Annotated in this window: 15 protein-coding genes; 10 read left to right on the forward strand and 5 right to left on the reverse strand. The window is 65.8% G+C overall.

Going from position 1 to position 23,172, the window contains the following annotated elements:
• Positions 1-186: 186 nt before the first annotated feature.
• The 5 genes from VK682_RS10000 to VK682_RS10020 are packed head-to-tail and all read right to left on the reverse strand — an operon-like array spanning position 187 to position 6,539.
• Positions 187-1,275 (reverse strand): ABC transporter ATP-binding protein, encoded by a 1,089-nt coding sequence (locus VK682_RS10000; RefSeq protein WP_324781747.1) that lies wholly within the window; start codon positions 1,273-1,275, stop codon positions 187-189.
• A gap of 22 nt (positions 1,276-1,297) precedes the next feature.
• On the reverse strand, positions 1,298-2,938 hold the full coding sequence (locus VK682_RS10005; RefSeq protein ID WP_207543623.1) for an alpha-glucosidase: 1,641 nt from the start codon (positions 2,936-2,938) through the stop codon (positions 1,298-1,300).
• Between the two features lie 19 nt (positions 2,939-2,957).
• Entirely contained in the window at positions 2,958-4,097 is a 1,140-nt protein-coding gene (locus VK682_RS10010; protein ID WP_230794320.1) for a carbohydrate ABC transporter permease, read from the reverse strand.
• A 12-nt stretch (positions 4,098-4,109) separates the two neighbouring features.
• A complete protein-coding gene (locus VK682_RS10015; RefSeq protein WP_230794319.1) occupies positions 4,110-5,108 on the reverse strand; it encodes a carbohydrate ABC transporter permease in 999 nt (332 codons plus the stop codon).
• Positions 5,109-5,162: 54 nt separating this feature from the next.
• Positions 5,163-6,539 carry an ABC transporter substrate-binding protein gene (locus VK682_RS10020; RefSeq protein ID WP_230794318.1) on the reverse strand — a complete coding sequence of 459 codons (1,377 nt, stop codon included), beginning with the start codon at positions 6,537-6,539 and terminating at the stop codon, positions 5,163-5,165.
• 253 nt (positions 6,540-6,792) lie between these two features.
• On the opposite strand from VK682_RS10020, the gene VK682_RS10025 reads away from it, so the two are divergent.
• The 10 genes from VK682_RS10025 to VK682_RS10070 all read left to right on the forward strand — a co-directional run bounded on the left by VK682_RS10025 (position 6,793) and on the right by VK682_RS10070 (position 23,172).
• Positions 6,793-7,827, forward strand: a complete 1,035-nt coding sequence (locus tag VK682_RS10025) for a LacI family DNA-binding transcriptional regulator (RefSeq protein WP_089847233.1) — start codon at positions 6,793-6,795, stop codon at positions 7,825-7,827.
• A 9-nt stretch (positions 7,828-7,836) separates the two neighbouring features.
• The gene (locus VK682_RS10030) at positions 7,837-9,168 is read left to right on the forward strand and encodes a GH1 family beta-glucosidase (protein ID WP_230794317.1); all 1,332 of its coding nucleotides are present in this window, start codon (positions 7,837-7,839) and stop codon (positions 9,166-9,168) included.
• Positions 9,165-10,139, forward strand: a complete 975-nt coding sequence (locus VK682_RS10035; protein WP_230794316.1) for a glucokinase — start codon at positions 9,165-9,167, stop codon at positions 10,137-10,139. Before VK682_RS10030 ends, VK682_RS10035 begins: the two co-directional genes overlap by 4 nt.
• A 120-nt stretch (positions 10,140-10,259) precedes the next feature.
• On the forward strand, positions 10,260-12,641 hold the full coding sequence (locus tag VK682_RS10040) for a glycogen/starch/alpha-glucan phosphorylase (RefSeq protein ID WP_230794315.1): 2,382 nt from the start codon (positions 10,260-10,262) through the stop codon (positions 12,639-12,641).
• A gap of 54 nt (positions 12,642-12,695) precedes the next feature.
• Positions 12,696-14,879, forward strand: coding sequence for a 1,4-alpha-glucan branching protein GlgB (gene glgB, locus VK682_RS10045; RefSeq protein ID WP_089847223.1), 2,184 nt, complete (start codon positions 12,696-12,698; stop codon positions 14,877-14,879).
• Between the two features lie 71 nt (positions 14,880-14,950).
• Positions 14,951-16,216 carry a glucose-1-phosphate adenylyltransferase gene (gene glgC, locus VK682_RS10050; protein ID WP_089847221.1) on the forward strand — a complete coding sequence of 422 codons (1,266 nt, stop codon included), beginning with the start codon at positions 14,951-14,953 and terminating at the stop codon, positions 16,214-16,216.
• Entirely contained in the window at positions 16,213-17,628 is a 1,416-nt protein-coding gene (gene glgA / locus VK682_RS10055; RefSeq protein ID WP_324781748.1) for a glycogen synthase GlgA, read from the forward strand. Before glgC ends, glgA begins: the two co-directional genes overlap by 4 nt.
• Positions 17,625-19,682 carry a glycogen debranching protein GlgX gene (gene glgX / locus VK682_RS10060; RefSeq protein ID WP_324781749.1) on the forward strand — a complete coding sequence of 686 codons (2,058 nt, stop codon included), beginning with the start codon at positions 17,625-17,627 and terminating at the stop codon, positions 19,680-19,682. Before glgA ends, glgX begins: the two co-directional genes overlap by 4 nt.
• Positions 19,679-21,538: a 4-alpha-glucanotransferase gene (locus VK682_RS10065; protein WP_230794313.1), complete on the forward strand. Its 1,860-nt coding sequence runs from the start codon at positions 19,679-19,681 to the stop codon at positions 21,536-21,538. Before glgX ends, VK682_RS10065 begins: the two co-directional genes overlap by 4 nt.
• Positions 21,535-23,172: an alpha-D-glucose phosphate-specific phosphoglucomutase gene (locus tag VK682_RS10070; protein WP_230794312.1), complete on the forward strand. Its 1,638-nt coding sequence runs from the start codon at positions 21,535-21,537 to the stop codon at positions 23,170-23,172. Before VK682_RS10065 ends, VK682_RS10070 begins: the two co-directional genes overlap by 4 nt.

Below are 23,172 nucleotides of genomic sequence, written 5' to 3' on the forward strand. Positions count from 1 at the left end.
ACACATAGGCGAAAGACCCGGGCGCGCCAATGGCAAAGTGAGAACATTGCCGGAACTTTTTTCGGGCACCCGCCCGGACCGCCCATGGCAGACCGATCCATTGTGCATTGGCAGCATAACATAGGTCCGCCGCCGCCCCATGACCAGAGGGCGGGGCCGCTTCGCTGTCCCCGACCGGGCCGCCGCCTAGCGATAAAGCAGCGAGCCGCCGTCGTGGAACAGATGCACCTTGTCGGGATCGCAGGCCAGCGTCACCTGCCGCCCGCGCAGGTTGCGATGGATGCCGGGCAGCTTGGCGATGAAGGCGGGGGCCTCGCCCTGCGGTTCGAAATGCAGCAGCGTGACTTCGCCCAAGGCTTCGGTCAGGGCGACGGTGCCGGTGAACACCCCCTGCCCTTCGGTGATCATGCAATCCTCGGGGCGCAGGCCGACATTCACCGAAAGCCCCATGTCAGCCTCGGTGCTGGGCACGTCCGACAGCGCGCTGCCGCCGTCTTCGAGCGTGACGGTGGTGCGGGGGCCGGTGGCGGTGATCCGGCCCGGCACAAGGTTCATCGCCGGGGATCCGATGAACTGCGCCACAAATTCGCTGTTGGGCCGTTCATAAAGATCAAGCGGCGATCCCACCTGCGCGATGCCCCTATTGGCCAGCACCACGATGCGGGAGGCGAGCGTCATCGCCTCCACCTGATCGTGGGTGACGTAGATCATGGTCCGGTCGGGCATCTGTTCCTTGAGCTGGGCAATCTCGATCCGGGTCGCCACACGCAGCGCGGCATCCAGATTGGACAGCGGCTCGTCGAACAGGAACACCGAAGGGTCGCGCACGATGGCGCGACCGATCGCCACCCGCTGCCGCTGCCCGCCGGACAGCGCCTTGGGCAGGCGGTCCAGATAGGGGGTCAGCTGCAGCATCTTCGCCGCGAGTTCCACCGCGGCGTCGATTTCGGGCTTCGATTTCTTGGCGATCTGCAGGGCAAAGGCCATGTTGTCGCGCACGGTCATGTGCGGATAGAGCGCATAGCTCTGGAACACCATGGCGATGCCGCGCTGCGCGGGCGGCACGTCATTGACCACCTGCCCGCCGATTTCCAGCGTGCCTGCCGTGATGCGTTCCAGCCCCGCGATCATGCGCAGCAGCGTGGATTTGCCGCAGCCGGAGGGGCCGACAAAGACGATCAGCTCTCCCGCCTTGATGTCGAGATTGATGTGGCGCAGCACCTCGATGGTGCCGCCATAGGTCTTGCCCACATCGGTCAGCTTCAATGTCGCCATGCCGGTCCCCTCCCCTGTTGCCTCAGACCTTGACTGCCAGCGCGGGCTGCCACGGCCCGAGATGGAACTTTCCGTCCGGCGCGGTGCCGGTCGATCCCAGCTCCACCCCGACCTGCTGCCACTTGCCCGGAGGCGCGTCGATCGCTGCGGGATCGGGGCTGATGTTGAAGGCGCAGAACAGCTCTTCGCCGCTGACCTTGCGGCGGAAGCTCAGCACGGTGCCATCGGTCGACAGATCCTCCATGCTGCCCTTGCCCAGCGCCTTGTGGCTGTGACGGAAAGAGATGGCGCGGCGGTAATGATGCAGGATCGCCGCCGGATCCTTTTCCTGATCCGACACGGTCATGCGCAGATGCTCATGGCTGACCGGCAGCCACGGCTTGCCTTCGGTGAAGCCGCCGTGATGTTCGTCCGGTTCCCAGACCATGGGCGTGCGGCAGCCGTCGCGGCCCTTGAAGGCGGGCCAGAAGCTGATGCCATAGGGATCCTGCAGATCCTCGAAGGCCAGTTCCGCCTCGGGCAGGGCCAGTTCCTCGCCCTGATAGATGCAGGCCGACCCGCGCAGGCACATCATCAGCGTGGTATACATCCGCGCGGCGGCATCGCCGATCCCCCAGCGCGAGACATGGCGCACCACGTCATGGTTCGAGAACGCCCAGCAGGCCCAGCCATCGCTGGCGACCGAAGCCACCTGATCCATCACGTCCTTGACATAGGAGGCGGTGGGCGCCTTGGCCGACAGCAGCTCGAACGCATAGGACATCTGCAGATGATCGGTGCCGCCGGTATATTCGCCCAGCACTTCCATGCCGCGCAGATCCTCGCCGATCTCGCCCACGGCGGCGGCGTTGTAGCGGTCCATCAGCTTGCGCAGCTTGGCAAGGAACAGCAGGTTTTCCGGCTGGGTCTTGTCGTAAAGATGCTCCTGCCAGGTATAGGGATTCACGGCAGGCGCGGTGATCGGGTTGCGCATGTCTTCGGCCAGCGCGGGATTGTCGCGCAGCTGTGAATCGTGAGTGTAGAAGTTGACGGTATCCAGACGGAAGCCATCGACGCCCCGGTCCAGCCAGAACTGCGCGATGTCCAGAAGCGCCTCCTGCACCTGCGGTTCGTGGAAGTTCAGATCCGGCTGCGAGGTCAGGAAGTTGTGCAGGTAATACTGGCAGCGCGTGGTGTCCCACTGCCATGCCGAGCCGCCGAAGATCGACAGCCAGTTGTTGGGCGGCGTGCCGTCGGGCTTGGCATCGGACCAGACGAACCAGTTGGCGCGGTCATTGTCGCGCGACGAGCGGCTTTCCTGAAACCACGGATGCTGGTCAGAGGTGTGCGACAGCACGAGGTCGATCATGACCTTCAGCCCCAGCAGATGCGCGGTTTCCACCAGCGTGTCGAAATCGGCAAGGCTGCCGAACATCGGGTCGACATCGCAGTAATCGCTGACGTCATAGCCGAAATCCTTCATCGGCGACCGGAAGAACGGCGAGATCCACACCGCGTCCACCCCCAGCGAGGCCACATGCGGCAGCCTGCGAGCGATGCCCAGCAGATCGCCGATGCCATCGCCATTGGTGTCCTGAAAGCTGCGGGGGTAAATCTGATAGATCACCGCGCCCCGCCACCAGTCGCTGTCGGCAGGCACGGGGAGTTTTCTTTTTTCGGTCATGTAAGATCGATCCTTGAGGTCATTTGACAGAGCCGGCGAGCAGGCCCCTGACGAGATATTTTTGCATGGCGAAGAACACCATCAGCGGCACGGCAATCGACACGAAAGCCGAGGTGGCCAGAATTTCCCACTGTCCGCCCCGCGAGCCCATCAGGTTCACCAGCCGCGCGGTCAGCACCAGACGGTCATCGTCGGTGCCCAGAAAGACTAGGGCGACAAGAAGATCGTTCCACGTCCAGAGGAACTGAAAGATCGCAAAGCTTGCCAGAGCGGGAAAGGACAGCGGCAGCACGATCTTCACGAAGACCTGAAAATCGGTGGCCCCGTCCACCCGCGCGTTTTCGATGATGTCCTTGGGCAGGCCCACCATGTAATTGCGCAGCAGATAGATGGCCAGCGGCAGGCCAAAGCCGGTATGGGCCAGCCATACCCCCAGATAGCCCTTGCCGATGCCGATGTCGTTATGCAGCTGCAGAAGCGGGATCAGCGCCAGCTGCAGCGGCACCACCAGCAGCCCGACCACCGCCGCCACCAGCAGCGCCCGCCCCGGAAATTCCATCCATGCCAGCGCATAGGCGGCAAAGGCGGCGACAAGGATGGGAATGACCGTGGCCGGGATCGACACGGTCAGCGTGTTGAGAAAGGCCTGCCCCACCCCTGCGCCCGAGGTGCTGCCCGACAGCACGTTGCCATAGTTCTGCAGCGTGAATTCCGGCGGCGTGGTGGCGGTGGTGAAGACGCGCGGCAGCCGCTCCCCCTCGAAGCTTTGCGGCGCACTCAGCCGGAACAGGCCGCGGTCATCGACGACCAGCTGCCAGCCATCGTCCAGATCCACGCTCTGTCCGGGCTCATAGGCCTGTGGCGCGCGCGACGAGGTGCCCCATGCGGTCAGCGTGGTGTCGGTGGCGGGAAACAGCATGCCTTCGATGACATAGGTTGCGCCCTGCTGCTGTTCCTCCCCCTCCAACCGGATGGCGGGGGCCTGCCGTTCCTGCGCGGAAAAGGCCGACCACCAGCCGGAATTGCTGATCTGGTCCGCCGTACGGAAGGACGACACCAGCAGCCCCAGCGTCGGCAGCAGCCACAGCGCCACCAGCACCACGACCGACAGATGCACCACCCATGTCAGCGCGGGTTTGCGTCCGGCGATATTGTCCATGTCCCTGCCCCCTCAGCGCGTTTCGCGACGCACGTTCACGACGTTCCAGACAAGGATGGGCAGCACCAGCAGCATGATCACCATGGCCGCAGCCGAGCCCACCCCCCAGTCGAAGGCGCGGAACATCTTGTCATACATGTAATTGGCCAGCACCTGCGTCTCCCACTGGCCATTGGTCATGGCCAGCACGATGTCGAAGATCTTCAGCACCACCAGCGTGATCGTGGTCCAGACCACCACGATGGTCGACCGGATCTGCGGCACCTTGATGCGGAAGAAGATCTGCAGCGGGGTTGCGCCATCGACAATCGCCGCCTCAACCGTCTCTTCGGGGATGCCGCGCAGGGCGGCGGAGAGGATCACCATGGCAAAGCCGGTCTGGATCCAGATCAGCACCGCCATCAAGAAGAAACTGTTCCACGGCGCCATGGTCAGCCATGTCTGCGGCTCGCCCCCCAGCCCGGTCCAGATCGCGTTCAGGATGCCGATCTGCTCCTGCCCGACGGGGCGGAAATCATAGACCAGCTTCCAGATCACCGAGGCGCCGACAAAGGAGATCGCCATGGGCATGAAGATCAGCGATTTGGCGATATTGCCCCAGCCAATGCGGTCGGTCAGCTGTGCGGCCAGCAGGCCAAAGGCGGTGGAGGCGGCAGGCACCACCACCAGCCACAGCAGGTTGTTGCGGATCGCCTCCCAGAATTTCGGATCCTGCGACATCTGCGCGTAATTCGCCAGACCCACGAAGGCGCCGCCCTGATCGCGGTCGGTCAGCGACAGCCACAGCGTCGCCAGCACCGGCCAAGCCAGATAAAGGCCCAGCGCGAACATCGCCGGGAACAGGAACAGCCAAGGCCGGATCATGCTGGCGCGGCGGATGTTGCGCGCGATATTGGCGCCGCGCGCGGGAAAGATCACCCGGTCCAGCAGCTGGTTCGAGGCCCAGAAATAGCCGATGCAGGCTCCGAGCCCGATGACGATGGTCAGAACGGCCTGAACTGCCGGATGCATGGCGACCTCCCCTGCGACACGAAAGGCCGGACCCGGCAGGGTCCGGCGCGTGACTTACTTGTTGGCGTCCCAGCTGCGCTGGATTTCCGCCGCTACATCCTCGGCAGAGGCACCGCCCACATAATCGACCATGCCGGTCCAGAAGCTGCCCGCCCCCACCGCGCCCGGCATCAGATCGGACCCGTCAAAGCGGAAGGTGGTGGCATCGAGCAGGATCTCCCCCTGCTTGCGCAGCGGCTCGCTGCCATAGGTGTCGGCATTGGCGCCCTTGAACGGCGTCAGGAAGCCCGACTGCGCCATCCAGATCTCATGCGCGATGGGGGTCTGCAGAAACTCGATGAAGGCGCGCGCGCCGGGGCTGTCCTTGGTGATGAAGGCCAGAGTGCCCGCGCCCAGCACCGGCTTGCCCAGATCGCGGCCCTCATAGGCGGGCATATAGAAGAAATCCGCATCCAGCCCCAGTTCCGTGCCCTCGGGGAAGAAGGTCGGGATGAAGCTGGCCTGATGGTGCAGGTAGCATTGCGGCGGCGAGGCAAAGAGCCCGTTCGGGCTTTCGCGGAAATCGGTGGTGGCGACGGCCCCGGCCCCGCCCGCGACAAAGGCATCGTTGCGGGCGAACCAGCCGAATTCCTCGATGGCTTCGATCACGCGCGGATCGTCAAAGGCGATCTCGTTGGACACCCACTGGTCATAGACCTCGGGCGGCTGCACGCGCAGCATCAGATCCTCGACCCAGTCGGTGGCGGGCCAGCCGGTAGCCCCCCCCGATCCCAGCCCGATGCACCATGGCGTCTCGCCCTCCTCGGCCATCGTTTCGGTCAGGGTCTTCAGATCCTCCAGCGTCTCGGGCACCTCATAGCCTGCATCCTCGAAATTCTCGGGCACATACCAGACCAGCGATTTGACATCGATCTTGTAGGGAAAGGCGTAAAGCTGGCTGTCGCCCTCGGGTCCGGGGAAGGATCCAAGGCTGACCCAGCTGTCGCCCGCCGCGTAATTCTCGCGCAGCCAGTCGGCGGTTTCCTCTCCCAGCGGTTCGACAAAGCCCTTGGAGACCAGATCGGCGATCAGCCCCGGCTGCGGCAGGATAGCGATGTTGGGCGGGCTGCCGGCTTCGGCGTCGATGACGATCTGCTGTTCATAGGTTTCGGACGAGGCGTAGCTGACATTGGCCCCCGTCGCCTCGGCGAAATAGGCCAGCACGGATTCCACCAGCGCCTGATCGTCGCCGCGCCACGGGCCGAAGATGTTGACCGTCTCGCCGGAAAGATCATGCTCTGCGGCAAAATCCTCGTAGCTCTGCCAGTTGAAATCGCCCTCGCCGGGGGTGAACACCATCTGCGCCTGCGCCGTTCCCGCCAGCAGCGCCAATGCGCCCGCCGTGCCCCAAAGGCACAGGCGCCGTCCGCCCGTCTTCGTGATGAAGGTCATGGCCTCGTCTCCTCCTGTCTCTGGCGCAGCCTCCCCGCGCCGTCGCTGCGGTTGCGGCAGAATCGCCTCAAACCGCTTTGAACATGTCGAAGCGTCCCGCTTTTGATGCAACCTGTCAATCAGGGACCGCCTATGAACCCCGCGTCTTCTGCACCTTCCGGGGGGATTTGCGGGCAGTTCGGAAAGGGTCTTCACCTTTTCCAGCATTTGGCGCTAGGCTTGAGCAAGCTCGAAGCGCTTTGGAGATCCGGCGATGAACCTCAAACAGCTGGCCGCCCATCTCAACCTGTCGCAGACCACGGTCAGCCGCGCGCTGAACGGCTATCCGGAGGTCAACAAGGACACCCGCACCCGCGTGCTGGAAGCGGCGCAGGCGCTGAACTACGCCCCCAATGCCCGCGCCAAGGGGCTGGCCACGGGCCGCGCCATGGCCATCGGTCACGTCATCCCCAGCTCCAAGCAGCACGAGATGGTCAACCCGGTCTTTGGGGATTTTGTCGCGGGCGCCTCAGAGGAATACGTCAAGGCGGGCTATGACATGACCCTGTCGCTGACCGATGACCGCGACGAGGAGGAGAATTACCGCCGCCTGAAGGCGAAGGGCAATGTCGACGGGCTGATCGTGCACGGGCCGAAGATGGCGGATGCCCGCATCCCGTTCCTGATCGGGCTGGGCCTGCCCTTCGTGGTGCATGGCCGCGCCTCGGATCTGGCGCAGCCCTATTCCTGGGTGGATGTGAACAACACCCGCGCCTTTCGCCGCGCCACGGAATTTCTGATCGATCTGGGCCACCAGCGGATCGGGCTGATCAACGGGCTGGAATTCATGGATTTCGCCCATCGCCGCCGCATGGGCTACGACGCGGCGCTGGCCGCGCGCGGGCTCGCGCCCGATCCAAGGCTCATGGCCTCTGACGAGATGACCGAACCTTACGGCTTTGCCGCCGCCTCCCGGATGCTGGCGCTGGACCAGCCGCCCAGCGCCTTTCTGGTGTCTTCGCTGATCAGCGCCATCGGGGTGCGGCGGGCCATTCACGCGGCGGGGCTCGAGATGCCGCGCGACGTGTCGGTCATCACCCATGACGACGATCTGAGCTATCTGCGCAACGGACCCGACGTGCCGGTGTTCACCGCCACGCGGTCCTCGGTGCGCGAGGCGGGGCGCATCGCCGCCGCGCTGCTGCTGCGCCATATCGCCGAACCGGGCCGCCCCGCCGAACAGCACCTGCTGGAGGCGCAGCTGATCCTTGGCGCCTCCACCGGCCCTGCCCCCCTGTCCCGCATCTGAGGAGCGCCCATGTTCACCCGCAAGGATTTTCCCGAAGACTTCCTGTTTGGCACCGCCACATCCAGCTACCAGATCGAAGGCCACGGCTTTGGCGGCGCCGGGCGCACCCATTGGGACGATTTTGCCGACACGCCCGGCAATGTGGTCCGGGCCGAACACGGCGCGCGCGCCTGCGACCATTACCATCTTTACGAACAGGATCTGGATCTGGTCGCCGCCGCCGGGTTCGACGCCTACCGCTTCTCCACCTCCTGGGCGCGGGTGCTGCCCGAGGGGCGCGGCCCCGTGAACACCGAGGGTCTGGATTTCTACGACCGGCTTACCGATGCCATGCTGGAGCGGGGGCTGAAACCCTGCGCCACGCTGTACCATTGGGAACTGCCCTCGGCGCTGGCCGATCTGGGCGGCTGGCGCAACCGCGACGTGGCCAGCTGGTTTGCCGATTTCACCGAGATCATCATGGACCGCATCGGCGACCGCATGTGGTCGGTGGCCCCCATCAACGAGCCGTGGTGCGTGGCGTGGCTGTCGCATTTCTACGGCGCCCATGCCCCCGGCCTGCGCGACATCCGCGCCGCCGCCCGCGCCATGCACCATGTGCTGCTGGCCCATGGCCGCGCGATCGAGGTGATGCGCGCGCAGGGTCTGGGCAATCTGGGCGGGGTGTTCAATCTGGAATGGGCCAGCCCCGCCAGCGACGAGCCGGAAGCGCGCCACGCCGCCGCGATCTATGACGGCATCTACAACCGCTGGTTTCTAGGCGGGGTGTTCAAGGGCGCATACCCGCAGATCGTGCTGGACGGGTTGGAGCCGCATCTGCCGCAGAACTGGCAGGACGATTTCCCCACCATCACGCAGAAGCTCGACTGGTGCGGGCTGAATTACTACACCCGCAAGCGCATCGCCCCCGCCCCCGGCCCGTGGCCCGCGCTCTGCGAGGTCGAGGGACCGCTGCCCAAGACCGCCATGGGCTGGGAGATCTATCCGCAGGGGCTGCAGGATTTCCTGATCCGCACCGCTGCCGAATATACCGGCGATCTGCCGCTCTACGTCACCGAAAACGGCATGGCCGCCCCCGACCAAATGCGCGGCGGCGACGTGCACGACCCCGACCGCCTGTCCTACCTGGCCGCCCATCTGGAGGCACTGCGCGCGGCGCAGGCACGGGGTGTTCCGGTGAAGGGGTATTTCGTCTGGTCGCTGCTCGACAATTACGAATGGAGCTTCGGCTACGAGAAACGCTTTGGCCTTGTGCATGTGGATTTCGACACGCTTGCGCGAACGCCCAAAGCCTCCTACCACGCGATGGCGTTAGCGCTAAGGAAGGATCAGAACCGATGAGCGGCAAGGACGGAACAGCGGTGCTGGCCGATATCGGCGGCACCAACACACGGGTGGCGCTGGGGCGCAATGGCGCGATTGTCGAAGGCTCGGTGCGGCGCTACCGCAACGCGGAAAACGATGGCATCGGCGCGGTGCTGGCGCAGTATCTGGCGGAAACCGGCATGCGCCCGCAGGCGGCCTGCGTCGCGGTGGCGGGCCCGGTGCGGGATGGCGCGGGACGGCTGACCAATATCGACTGGGACATCGACCGCGCCACCCTGCATGCCGCCACCGGGGCCGAGGTGATTTCCGTGCTCAACGACCTGCAGGCGCAGGGTCATGCGCTGGGCCATCTTGCCGAAGGCTGCCTGACCCCGATCCTGCCCGGCCAGCCCGCCAGCCCGCAATCGGCGCGGCTGGTGATCGGCGTGGGCACCGGCATGAATGCCGCCCCGGTGTTCCGGCTGGACGACCGCACGCTGGTGCCGCCCGCCGAGGCCGGGCATGTGGCCATCCCCGTGCAGACCGAGGAAGAGCTGCGCCTGCTGCGCTACATCTCGCGCAAGCATGACGGCCCCAGCGTGGAACATATCCTGTCCGGGCGCGGCTTCGAACGGGTCTATGCGTGGCTCTGCGAAGAGGATGGCGCGGGCACGCCGCTGGAGGCGGCGCAGATCATGGCGGCCATGGATGACGGCAGCGACCCGCGCGCCCGCCGCACGGTGGAGGTCTGTGCGCGGATGCTGGGCCGGGTCTGTTCCAACCTTGCGCTGACCCTGCTGCCTTTTGGCGGGATTTACCTGATCGGCGGCGTGGCGCGGCATTTCGGCCCGCATCTGCTGGACTGCGGCTTTGCCGAAGCCTTTGCCGACCGGGGCCGCTTCCGCGACTTCATGGGGCAGTTCCCGGTCAGTCTGGTGACCGACGATTACGCCGCGCTTACCGGCTGTGCCCGGCATTTGAGCGAAATGCCCGAAGCGAGGGCGTAAATCCCCGCACCGCCATCATTTCATAACGAATTCTGTTCATCACGCGGGCAGGTGCACAGGATATGCTCTGATGCGCTGCCCGCATGACCCCGCCTCATTTCAGCTCCGCGAGTTCTGACCATGACCAAGCTGCCTTCCCTCCGGGAGTCGATCCTTCAGCATCTGCGCTATTCCTTCGGCAAGGATCCCGAACACGCCATTCTCGAAGACTGGCGCATGGCGGTCAGCTATGCCGTGCGCGACCGGATCACCGATGCGTGGATCAACGCCACCCACCGCACCTATGACACCGGCGCCAAGCGGGTCTATTACCTGTCGATGGAATTCCTGATCGGGCGGCTGCTGGAAGACGGCATCGTCAATCTGGAACTGGTGGACGAGGCGCGCGCCGTGCTGGCCGAATTCGGCAAGGACTATCAGGCGGTGCTGGCGGACGAGCCCGATGCAGCCCTGGGCAATGGCGGGCTGGGGCGGCTTGCGGCCTGTTTCCTTGAAAGCCTGTCGACGCTGGGCTGCCCGGCGCATGGCTATGGCATCCGCTACGAACACGGTCTGTTCCGGCAGAGCTTCGTCGACGGGCGGCAGGTGGAAATGCCCGAGCACTGGCTGGAACAGCGCCACGCCTGGGAATTCGAACGCCCGGAGGTGCGCTACCGCGTGGGCTTTGGCGGCCATGTCGACACGCGCGGCGAGACCGTGCGCTGGTATCCCGCCGAGGAAGTGGAGGCCGAAGCCTTCGACACGCCGGTGGTGGGCTGGAAGGGCCGCTGGGCCAACACGCTGCGGCTCTGGTCGGGGCGGGCCATCCATCCTTTCGATCTCGACCGATTCAACCACGGCGATTACGCGGGCGCCGCCCAGCCCGAGGCGCTGGCGCGCACCATTTCCCGCGTGCTTTATCCCGATGACACCACCGAACAGGGCAAGGAGCTGCGGCTGAAACAGGAATATTTCCTGACCTGCGCCGCGCTGCGCGACATCCTGCGCCGCTTCAACAACCAGTTCGGCGACCTGCGCAAGCTGCCCGCCAAGGTGGCGATCCAGCTCAACGACACCCATCCCGCGATTGCCGGGCCGGAACTGGTGCGGGTGCTGCATGACGAACGCGGCCTGCCGTTCGACGACGCGCTGGAGATCGCGCAGGGCTGTCTGAGCTACACCAACCACACGCTGCTGCCCGAGGCGCTGGAGGCATGGGACGAGTCGCTGTTTGGCCGTCTGCTGCCGCGCCATATCCAGCTGATCGACCGGATCGACGCCACCCATGCCGCCCGCAACCCGTCGCGGCAGCAGTCCATGCGCGCCGACCATCAGGTGAAGATGGGGCAGCTTTCCTTCGTGATGGCACATAAGGTGAACGGCGTATCGGCCCTGCATACCGACCTGATGAAATCCACGGTGTTTTCCGAACTGCACCGCCTGCATCCCGACCGCATCGTGAACCAGACCAACGGCGTGACCCCGCGGCGCTGGCTTCTGGGCTGCAACCCGCGGCTTGCCTCGCTCATCACCGAGTCGATCGGCGAGGCTTGGGTGGATGATCTGGACCAGCTGACCCGGCTGGAGCCTAACGTGCAGGATGCCGCGTGGCTGGACCGCTACGCGCAAGTGAAACGCGACAACAAGGTGGATCTCGCGAACTGGATGGCGCGGCATCACGGCGTGCATGTGGATCCGGACATGCTGTTTGACGTGCAGATCAAGCGGCTGCACGAATACAAGCGCCAGCATCTGAACATCCTCGAGACCATCGCGCTCTGGTCCGAGATTCGCGACAACCCCGACGCAGGCTGGACGCCGCGGCTGAAGCTTTTTGCGGGCAAGGCGGCGCCGGGCTATTTCTTCGCCAAGGACATCATCCGGCTCATCAACGATGCCGCCGCCGTCATCAATGCCGATCCGGTGACCGCCCCCTATCTGAAGGTGGCCTTCCTGCCGAATTACAACGTGAGCCTTGCCGAACGGCTGGTGCCTGCCGCCGACCTCTCCGAACAGATCTCCACCGCCGGCAAGGAAGCGTCTGGCACCGGCAACATGAAATTCGCGCTGAACGGCGCGCCGACCGTGGGCACGCTGGACGGGGCCAATGTGGAAATCCGCGAGCATGTGGGGGCGGAGAATTTCTTCCTGTTCGGGATGACGGCGGAAGAGGTGATGGAACGCCGCCATGTCGACGGTCATGCATGGCGCGCCATCGAGGCTGATCCGCGCCTGCGCCGCGCGCTTAATCTGATCCGCGACGGGCGATTCTCGCCGCAGGATCCGGGGCGCTATCACGGCATCACCGGCAATCTGGAAGGGCCGGATTATTTCCTCGTCTGTTCGGATTTCACCGATTACTGGCGCGCCCAGCGCGAGGTGGACGCGGCCTTTGCCGACCGCAGCCGCTGGTCGCGCATGGCGGCCTGGAACACAGCGCGGTCTGGCTGGTTCTCCTCTGACCGGACGATCCGCGGTTACATGGCTGACATCTGGAACGCGCAGAGTCTGATCGGGGCCTGACCGGGGCCTCACCGCGGCGATTGCAAGCATAAGGGAACGGGCTACAGTCAGATCATGAACAGCAAAACCCAGCCCGATCCCGCCCTGCAGCGCCTTCTTGACGGCGACCATGACGACCCGTTCGCGGTCCTTGGTCCGCATGAGATCGACGGGCTGCGCCATGTCACCTGCTTTGACCCCGGCGCCCATGAGATGGCGGCGGTGGTGGCGGGGGTGCGGCACCCGCTGGACCCGGTGCCGGGCGCGCCCGGCGTTTTCCGTGGCCCGGTGCCGGGTGATCTGGAGTATCACCTGCGCGGCAGTGCCAATGGCCATGTCTGGGAGATGGAAGATCCCTATCGCTTCGGCCCGGTGCTGGGCGATCTGGACGAATACCTGCTGGGCGAAGGCAGCCACCTGCGCATGTGGGAAGTGATGGGCGCCCACCCCCGCAGCCATGACGGCGTGTTCGGCACCCATTTCGCGGTCTGGGCCCCCAATGCCCGGCGCGTGTCGGTGGTGGGCGATTTCAACGGCTGGGACGGGCGGCGCCATCCGATGCGCCGCCGCGGCGCCACCGGCGTGTGGGAGATGTTTCTGCCCGGCGTCGCGGAAGGCGCGTTCTACCGTTACGAGATCAAGGGCCCCGACGGGCGCATCCAGCCGCGCAAGGCCGATCCTTTCGGCTTCGGCTCGGAACATCCGCCTGCCAATGCCTCCATCGTGCGCGACATCACCGGCTATGGCTGGTCCGATGACGACTGGATGACCAGCCGCGCCGCAGCGCATGACCCCAAGGCGCCGATTTCCATCTACGAGGTGCATCTGCCCTCGTGGCGGCGCAAGGACTGGGGGCGTCCCATTTCCTATGTCGAGGCGGCAGAGGAACTGGTGGCCTATGTGCGCGACATGGGCTTCACCCATATCGAACTGATGCCGGTCAGCGAATATCCCTTTGACGGCTCGTGGGGCTACCAGCCCATCGGGCTTTACGCCCCCACCATCCGGCACGGGCTGCCGCATGAATTCCGCGACCTGATCAATGCCGCGCATCGCGCCGGGCTTGGCGTGCTGCTTGACTGGGTGCCGGGGCATTTCCCGTCAGACGCGCATGGGCTGGGCCGGTTCGATGGCACCGCCCTTTACGAACATGCCGACCCGCGCGAGGGCTTCCATCACGACTGGAACACGCTGATCTACAATTACGGGCGGCGCGAGGTGTCGAATTTCCTCACCGCCAACGCGCTGTACTGGCTGGAAGAATACCATGCCGACGGGCTGCGCGTGGATGCCGTGGCCTCCATGCTCTATCGCGACTATTCGCGGCCCGCAGGCGAATGGGTGCCCAACAAGGATGGCGGGCGCGAGAATTACGAAGCCATCGCCGTGCTGCAGCGGATGAATGTCGAATCCTATGGCCAGCATGCAGGCATCATGACCGTGGCCGAGGAAAGCACCGCCTTTCCCGGCGTGTCGCGCCCCGTGGATGCGGGGGGTCTGGGCTTCGGGTTCAAATGGAACATGGGCTGGATGAACGACACGCTGGAATACATGCGCAAGGATCCGCTGTACCGCAGCTTCCATCACCACCAGATGACCTTCGGCCTGCATTACGCCTATACCGAGAATTTCATCCTGCCGATCAGCCATGACGAGGTGGTGCATGGCAAAGGCTCGATGCTGGGCAAGATGCCCGGCGACCGCTGGGAAAAATTCGCCAATCTGCGCGCCTATTACGGCTTCATGTGGGGCCATCCGGGCAAGAAGCTGCTGTTCATGGGGCAGGAGTTTGCGCAGGTCCATGAATGGAATCACGACGCGCAGATCGACTGGGGATGCCTTGCCGATCCCTCCCATGCCGGAATGCAGCATCTGGTGCGCGACCTGAACCGGCTTTACCGCGAAGAACCCGCCCTGCACCGGCTGGATGCCGATCCGGCGGGCTTTGCGTGGATCGAAGGCGGCGACACGCATAATTCGGTGTTCTCGTGGATCCGGCGCGGCGCCGAAGGCGATCCGCAGGTGGCGGTCATCTGCAACTTCACCCCCCGCGCCCATCACGGCTACCGCATCGGCCTGCCCGCCGCGGGCCGCTGGCGCGAGGCGCTGAACACCGATGCCGCACTTTACGGCGGCGACAACCGCGGCAATTTCGGCGCGGTGGAGGCCAAGCCCGGCGCAAGCCACGGCCAGCCCGCCATGGCCGAGGTGACGCTGCCGCCGCTGTCGGTGATCTATCTGGTGCAGGACGACGCCTGACCCACGGAACAGGCCCCGACCCGGGCCGCAATCACGCGGGCAAAGCCCGCACGCAGGAGGAGGAGGATCCCATGCCACCAAAGAGCCAGAGGCTTGCCGCCCGAAGCATGGCCTTCGTGCTGGCCGGAGGGCGCGGATCGCGCCTGCACGAACTGACCAATACCCGCGTCAAGCCTGCGGTCTATTTTGGCGGCAAGGCGCGGATCATCGACTTTGCCCTGTCCAACGCGCTCAATTCCGGGATCCGCAAGATCGCGCTCGCCACGCAATACAAGGCGCATAGCCTGATCCGTCACTGCCAGCGCGGCTGGAACTTCTTCAGCGCCGAACGGAATGAATTTCTGGACATCCTGCCCGCCTCGCAGCGCTACAACGAACAGACATGGTATCGCGGCACCGTGGATGCGGTGGCGCAGAACATCGACATCATCGACAGCTATGACATCGAATATATCGTGATCCTTGCCGGGGATCACATCTACAAGATGGATTACGAGCTGATGATCCAGCAGCATGTCGACAGCGGCGCCGAGGTGACGGTAGGCTGTCTGACCGTGGACCGGCCCGAGGCCAGCGCCTTTGGCGTGATGGCGGTGGACGAGAAGGACCGCATCACCTCTTTCCTTGAAAAGCCCAAGGATCCGCCGGGCCTGCCCGACGATCCCGACAAGACGCTGGTGAGCATGGGCATCTACGTGTTCGACTGGGCCTATCTGCGCGAAAGGCTGCATGCCGACCTGTCGGACGATGCCTCAAGCCATGACTTCGGCCATGACATGATCCCGGACATCGTCAGCAAGGGCAAGGCGCAGGCCCACCGGTTCGAGGAAAGCTGCGTGCGCCACACCCCCGAGGCGCCCGCCTACTGGCGCGATGTGGGCACGGTAGACGCGTTCTGGAAGGCGAATATCGACCTGACCAATTTTGATCCCGATCTGGATCTGTGGGACCGGGACTGGCCGATCTGGACCTATTCCGAACTCGTGCCGCCCGCCAAGTTCATCCACGACGAAAAGGACCGGCGCGGCACGGCGGTCAGCTCGCTGGTGGCGGGGGGCTGCATCATCTCGGGCACCGAGATCCGCGAGTCGCTGCTGTTCACGCAATGCCACACCAATTCCTATGCCTCGCTCGAACGGGTGGTGGCCCTGCCTTACGTCTATGTGTCGCGTCACGCGCGGCTTAAAAATGTCGTCATAAACCGTGGTGTATGTATCCCCGAAGGACTCGTGGTCGGCGAGGATCCGGAAGAAGACGCCAAGTGGTTCCGCGTCAGCCCCGGAGGGGTGACGCTGATCACGCAGGACATGCTGGACCGGAGGGAAGCCGCAAAATGACCAAGGTGCTGTCCGTCACGTCCGAATGTGTGCCGCTGGTCAAGACCGGGGGGCTTGCCGATGTGGCAGGCGCCCTGCCCGGCGCGCTTGCGGGGCACGGGGTGGACATGCGCACGCTGCTGCCCGGCTACCGCGCTGTGGTGGCCCAGCTTGCCACGCGCGAGGTGGTGGCGCAGTGGGATGACCTGTTTGGCGGCTTTGCCCGCGTGCTGAAGGGCGCGCTGGGGGATCAGGTGCTGTATGTGCTGGAGGCGCCGCATCTTTATGACCGCGATGGCGGCCCCTATGTGGACCGGCTGGGGCGCGACTGGCCGGACAATCCCGAACGCTTCGCCGCCCTGTGCAGTGCCGCCGCGCTCATCGCCAATGAGGGGATCGAGGACTGGTTCCCGCAGGTGCTGCATCTGCATGACTGGCAGGCGGGGCTGACGCCGGTCTATCTGCGCGAACTGGGCGCTGCGGACCGGGTGGCCACGCTGATGACCGTGCACAACATCGCCTTTCAGGGCATGGCGCCTGCGTCGCTGCTGCCCCGGCTGGGGCTGCTGCGCTCCGGCTTTCATGACAAGGGCTATGAATTCTGGGGCAGCATCAGCGCGCTGAAGGCGGGGCTGGTCTATGCCGACCGGCTGTCCACCGTGTCGCCCACCTATGCCGCCGAACTGATGACGCCGGAATTCGGCGCGGGCATGGACGGGGTGCTGCGCGAACGCCAGCAGGATCTGCTGGGCATCCTCAACGGCATCGACGAGGATCTGTGGATCCCGCCCTATGACGCGCCCGAAGGCAAGGCCGCGCATCGCGCGGCGCTGCGCCGCGAACTGAACCTGCCCGAAGGCTGGCCGGGCCCGCTCTGCGTGGTGGTGTCGCGGCTGACCGAACAGAAGGGGCTCGACATCCTGCTGCAGGCCCTGCCCGCCCTGCTGGACCGGGGCGGACAGCTGGCGCTGCTGGGATCGGGCGATCCGGCGATGGAGGCGGCGTTCCGCGCCTATGCCGACCGTCATCCCGGCGTCGCGGTGCGCATCGGCTATGACGAGGCGCTGGCGCGGCGCCTGATCGCGGGCGGCGATGCCATTCTGGTGCCCTCGCGCTTTGAACCCTGTGGCCTGACGCAGCTTTACGGGCTGCGCTACGGCACGCTGCCGCTGGTGGCGCTGACCGGGGGGCTGGCCGATACGGTCATCAATGCCTCGCCTGCGGGGCTTGCGGCGGGCTGCGCCACCGGGGTGCAGTTCCAGCCGGTGACCGCGCAGGCGCTGGCCCATGCGCTGATGCGGCTGGTGAGCCTTTACCAGCAGAAACCGGTCTGGACCCGGATGATGGCCAATGCCATGGCCTCGCCGGTGGGCTGGTCGCAGTCTGCCACCGCCTATGCCGCGCTTTACGCCCAGATGGTCAAGCCTGCATGACCGATCCCGTCTGTCTTGCGGGTGATCCCTTTCCGCTGGGGGCCAGCTTCATGGGCGATGGCGTCAATTTCGCCATCTTTTCCGCCCATGCAGACCGGGTGACGCTGTGCCTGTTCGACCCGCAGGGGCGCGAAACCCACCGTCTGCCGCTGCCCGAACGCTCCGGCGACATCTGGCATGGCCGGGTGCCGGGGCTGGTGCCGGGCCAGCATTACGGCTTCCGCGTCGATGGCCCGTTCGATCCCGCGCGCGGCCACAGGTTCAACGCGGCCAAGCTGCTGCTGGACCCCTATGCCAAGCGGCTGACCGGGCATCCGGTCTGGAATGATGCGCTCCATGGCGGGCTCGACGCGCCCGATCCGCGCGACAGCGCCCGCTACATGCCGAAATCGGTGGTGGAGGATCCGGCCTTCGACTGGGGCGGCACCCGCGCCCCCGCCACGCCCCTGTCGAAAAGCGTGATCTACGAGGCGCATGTCAAAGGTCTGACGCAGCGCTTTCCCGGCGCGGACCCGGCGGGCAGCTTCCTTGGCCTTGCCTCCGATCCGGTGCTGGATCACCTGATCCGGCTTGGCGTCACGGCGGTGGAACTGCTGCCGGTGCAGGCCTTTCTCAACGACCGGTTTCTGGTGAAAAAGGGGCTGGTCAACTACTGGGGCTATCAGAGCATCGGGTTCTTCGCCCCCGACCCGCGCTATCTGCATCAGGGCGCGCTCTGGGAATTCCAGCACATGGTCGCCCGGCTGCATGCGGCAGGGATCGAGGTGATCCTTGACGTGGTCTACAACCACAGCGGCGAAAGCGACGAGCACGGGCCGACGCTCAGCTTCCGCGGGCTCGACAATCTCAGCTATTACCGCCTGCACGAGGACCGCCGCCTTTACGTCAATGACACCGGCACCGGCAACACGCTGAACCTCGATCACCCCATGGTGCTGCGCATGGTGCTGGATTCCCTGCGCTACTGGGCCACCACCATGGGCGTGGACGGGTTCCGCTTTGATCTTTGCACCACGCTGGGGCGCACGCCGCAGGGCTTCGACCGGCATTCGGCCTTCTTCAAGGCGGTCACGCAGGATCCGGTGCTGGCCACCAAGAAACTGATTGCAGAGCCATGGGATATCGGGCCGGGCGGCTATCAGCTGGGCGCCTATCCTTCGCCCTTCTGCGAATGGAACGACCAGTATCGCGACGGGGTGCGGCGTTTCTGGCGCGGCGATCTGGGCCATGTGCCGGTGCTGGCCGACCGCATCACCGGATCCGCCGGGATCTTTGACCATTCCGGGCGGCAGGCCACTGCCTCGCTCAATCTGGTCACCGCCCATGACGGCTTCACCCTCACCGATCTGGTCTCCTATACCGAGCGGCACAACGAGGCCAATGGCGAGGACAACCGCGACGGCCATCACGAGAATTACTCCGACAATTTCGGCACCGAAGGCCCCACCGAGGATGCCGCCGTCACCGCCGCGCGCGCGCAGCGCCGCCGCAACCTGATGGCCACCCTGCTGCTGAGCCAAGGCACGCCGATGATCCTTGCCGGGGACGAGATCGGCAATTCGCAGGGCGGCAACAACAACGCCTATGCGCAGGACAACGAGACCGGCTGGATCGGCTGGGATCAGGCCGATGCCGGGTTTCTGGACTTCACGCGCAAGCTCATCGCCTTTCGCAAGGCGCATCCCATCCTGCGCCAGCGCCGCTTCCTGCATTCGCGTCCGCGCAAGGTGGATGGCGTTCCCGACCTGTTCTGGTGGCGCGCCGACGGGCAGGAAATGACCCGCGCCGACTGGACCAATGGCCATCTGCGGGTGCTCTGCGCCGAATTCCGCATGGCCTCGGGCACCCCCGCCTATGCGCAGCGCGAGGAGGCGATCTATCTGGCCTTCAACGCCGGGGAGCCGGTGGAACTGACCCTGCCGAAGCTTGGGCGCAAGCATGTCTGGATGCGCCATCTCGACACCGCCGCCCCCGATCTGCCCTGCGCGCCGGTGGGGCCGGTGCTGACACTTGCCGCGCAGTCGGTGCTGGTTCTGGTGGAGGAACACGGATGAACGATCTTGACCGCCGCGCCGAACGCGCAGGCATCCTTGCCGAATACCGCGATCTTTACGGCGAATGGCGCGTCACCTCTGCCGAAACCAAGGCGGCGCTGCTGGCCGCCATGGGGGTGACGGAGGAGGATGCGGAGCCTGCGCGCACCCTGCCGCGCTGGCTGGTCTGTTCCCCCGGCACGGCGCCCGCGCTGGATCTGGAGGACTGGCAGCTGGATCTGGAGGAGGGCGGCCAGACCGAGGGCCGTGGCTCCCTGCCCGATCTGCCCATGGGGCGGCATCGGCTGCGCGCGGGCGGCGAACAGTGCTGGCTGCTCTGTGCCCCCGAAACCCTGCCGCTGCCGGATCGCGGCTGGGGGCTGATGGCGCCGCTTGCCTGTCTGCGGCCCGCAGCGCAGGGCGGCATCGGCAGCTATGACGATCTGGCGCAGCTCGCCGAAGGGGCGGCGGCGCAGGGGGCCGGGTTTCTGGGCATCAACCCCATCCATGCCGGGTTCCACGTGGCTGATCCCGACGGGTTCAGCCCCTATACCCCCTCGCACCGCCGCCGGTTCTCGCCGCTCTATCTGTCCACCGACACCAGCGCCAGCACCGGCGCGCAGGTGGATTTTGCCGCCGAAACCCCGCTGCGCCTTGCAGCACTTGAGGCGGAGTTTCGCGCCGCCCCGCCGGGGCCGGAATTTGACGACTGGCTGCGCCGCGAAGGCGCGGCGCTGGAGCGGTTCGCGCTGCATCAGGCGCTGTCGGAACGCCACGGCGCCTATTGGGGCGACTGGCCGCGCGCCCTGCAGGATCCCGACAGCCCGGCGGTGGCACAGGCCGCGCACGATCTGGCCGACCGGGTGCGGTTCCACGCATGGCTGCAGTTTGCCACCGAAACCGCGCTGGCGCAGGCACAGGCGCGCGCCCGCGCGGCGGGCATGGTGCAGGGGCTGTATCTGGATCTGGCCGTGGGCACCCATCCGCAGGGCGCCGAGACATGGATGGAACGCGGCACCTTCGCCTTTGGCGCAAGCCTTGGCGCGCCGCCCGATGCCTTTGCACCACAGGGGCAGAACTGGAACCTTGCGCCCTTCAACCCCATGAAGCTGGAGGAAACCGGGTTCGAGGCGCTGGCCCTGACCCTGCGCCAGCAGCTGCGCTTTGCGGGGGCGCTGCGCATCGACCATATCATCGGCTTCGAACGCGCCTACTGGGTGGCCGAGGGCCTGCCCGGCGCCTTTGTGCAGATGCCGCGCGACGCGATGTTCGCCGTGGCCCGGATCGAGGCGGCACGGGCCGGTGCCGTGATCGTGGGCGAGGATCTGGGCGTGATCCCCGACGGGCTGCAGCAGGCGCTGAGCGGCAGCGGCATTCTTGGCTGCCGTCTGGCCTGTTTCGAACATCGCGGCGATCCGCCCGATTTCAAACGCCCCGAAAACTATGACGAGGCGGTGATCGCCAGCTTCACCACCCATGATCTGCCCACATGGACCGGCTGGCGGCGCGGGGCAGAGATCGACATCCGCGAACGCATCGGCCTGACCCCGCCCGACCATGCGGACGGCATGCGCCAGTGGCGCGCGCGCGAGGTGGCGGGGTTCGACTGGCTCAGCGGGCAGTTCCGCGGCGATCTGCCCCCCCATGCCCCCGAAGCGATGTTCCGCGTTCTGGCCGCCTGCCGGTCGCGGCTGGTGGCGCTGCAGGTGGAGGATGTGCTGGGCATCGACACCCAGCCCAACCTGCCCGGCACTGTCTCTGAATACCCCAACTGGCGCCTGCGCCTGCCCGCCGGGCCCGAGCAGATCTCGGCCGCCCCGACCCTTGCCAATGCCGGACGGATCATGGAAGGGTCCGGCCGAAGGAGAGCCTCATGACGCACAGCATCCGCACCGTTCCCACCGAAGCGATCGACGGGCAGAAGCCCGGCACCTCGGGCCTGCGCAAGAAAACTGCGGTTTTCCAGACGCATCATTACCTTGAGAATTTTATCCAGAGCATCTGGAACGGCATCGGCGGCGTACAGGGCAAGGTGCTGGTGCTGGGCGGCGACGGTCGGCATTTCAACACGCAGGCGGCGCAGGTGGTGCTGCGCATGGCCGCGGCCTCTGGCGCCAAGAAGGTGATCGTGGGCGAACGCGCGCTGCTGTCGACCCCCGCCGCGTCGAACCTGATCCGCAAGCGCGGTGCGGATGGCGGCATCATCCTCTCCGCCTCGCACAATCCCGGCGGGCCGGAGGGCGATTTTGGTGTCAAGTTCAACAGCGCCAATGGCGGCCCCGCCTCCGAAAGCGTCACCGCGAAGATCTATGAGGCGACGCGCAGCCTCACCGAATTCTATATCCTCGAATCGCAGGATGTCGGCCTGACCGCCCCCGGCACCGTCATGCTGGGCGAGATGGAGATCGAGATTGTCGATCCCGTCGCCGACTATGCCGAGATGATGGCGGGGATCTTCGATTTCGACGCGATCCGGGCGATGTTCCGCGGCGGCTTCCGGATGCGGTTCGACGCCATGCACGCGGTCACCGGCCCCTATGCCAAGGCCATCCTCGAAGACACGCTGGGCGCCGGTCCGGGCACCGTCATCAACGGCACCCCCCTGCCCGATTTCGGCGACGGCCACCCCGATCCGAACCCGATCTGGGCCAAGACCCTGATGGACGAGATGATGGGCGATCAGGCCCCCGATTTCGGCGCGGCCTCGGATGGCGATGGCGACCGCAACATGATCGTCGGGCGGCACTGCTATGTCACGCCGTCGGACAGCCTTGCGGTGCTGGCCGCCAATGCCACGCTGGTTCCGGCCTATGCGGGCGGGCTGAAAGGTGTGGCGCGGTCCATGCCCACCTCGGGCGCGGTGGACCGCGTGGCCGAGGCGCTGGGGATCGACTGTTACGAGACGCCGACCGGCTGGAAGTTCTTCGGCAACCTGCTGGATGCGGGCCGCGCCACGCTTTGTGGCGAGGAAAGTGCCGGCACCGGATCCGACCATGTGCGCGAAAAGGACGGGCTCTGGGCCGTGCTGTTCTGGCTGAACGTGCTGGCGCGCCGCGATCTGCCGGTGGCCGATCTGATGACCGAACACTGGGCGCGTTACGGGCGCAACTTCTATTCGCGCCACGATTACGAAGGCGTGGACAGCGATGCCGCCAACGGTCTGATGGACCATGTGCGCGACCAGCTTGCCACCCTGCCCGGGCACAGCTTCGCCGGGATGGTGGTCAGCCGCGCCGATGAATTCGCCTATGACGATCCGGTGGATGGCTCGCGTTCCGAAGGTCAGGGCCTGCGCATCAGCTTCGACGGCGGCGCCCGCGTGGTGCTGCGCCTGTCGGGCACCGGCACCGAAGGCGCGACGCTGCGGGTCTATCTGGAAAAGGTCGAAACCGATCCCGCCACTTTCGGCACCGACGCGCAGCAGGCGCTGGCCCCGGTGATCGCTGCCGCCGAAGAGATCGCGGAAATCGCCACACGCACCGGACGCACCGCGCCCGACGTCATCACCTGA

Source organism: Salipiger marinus, assembly GCF_035481585.1.
GTDB classification, from domain to species: domain Bacteria; phylum Pseudomonadota; class Alphaproteobacteria; order Rhodobacterales; family Rhodobacteraceae; genus Salipiger; species Salipiger marinus.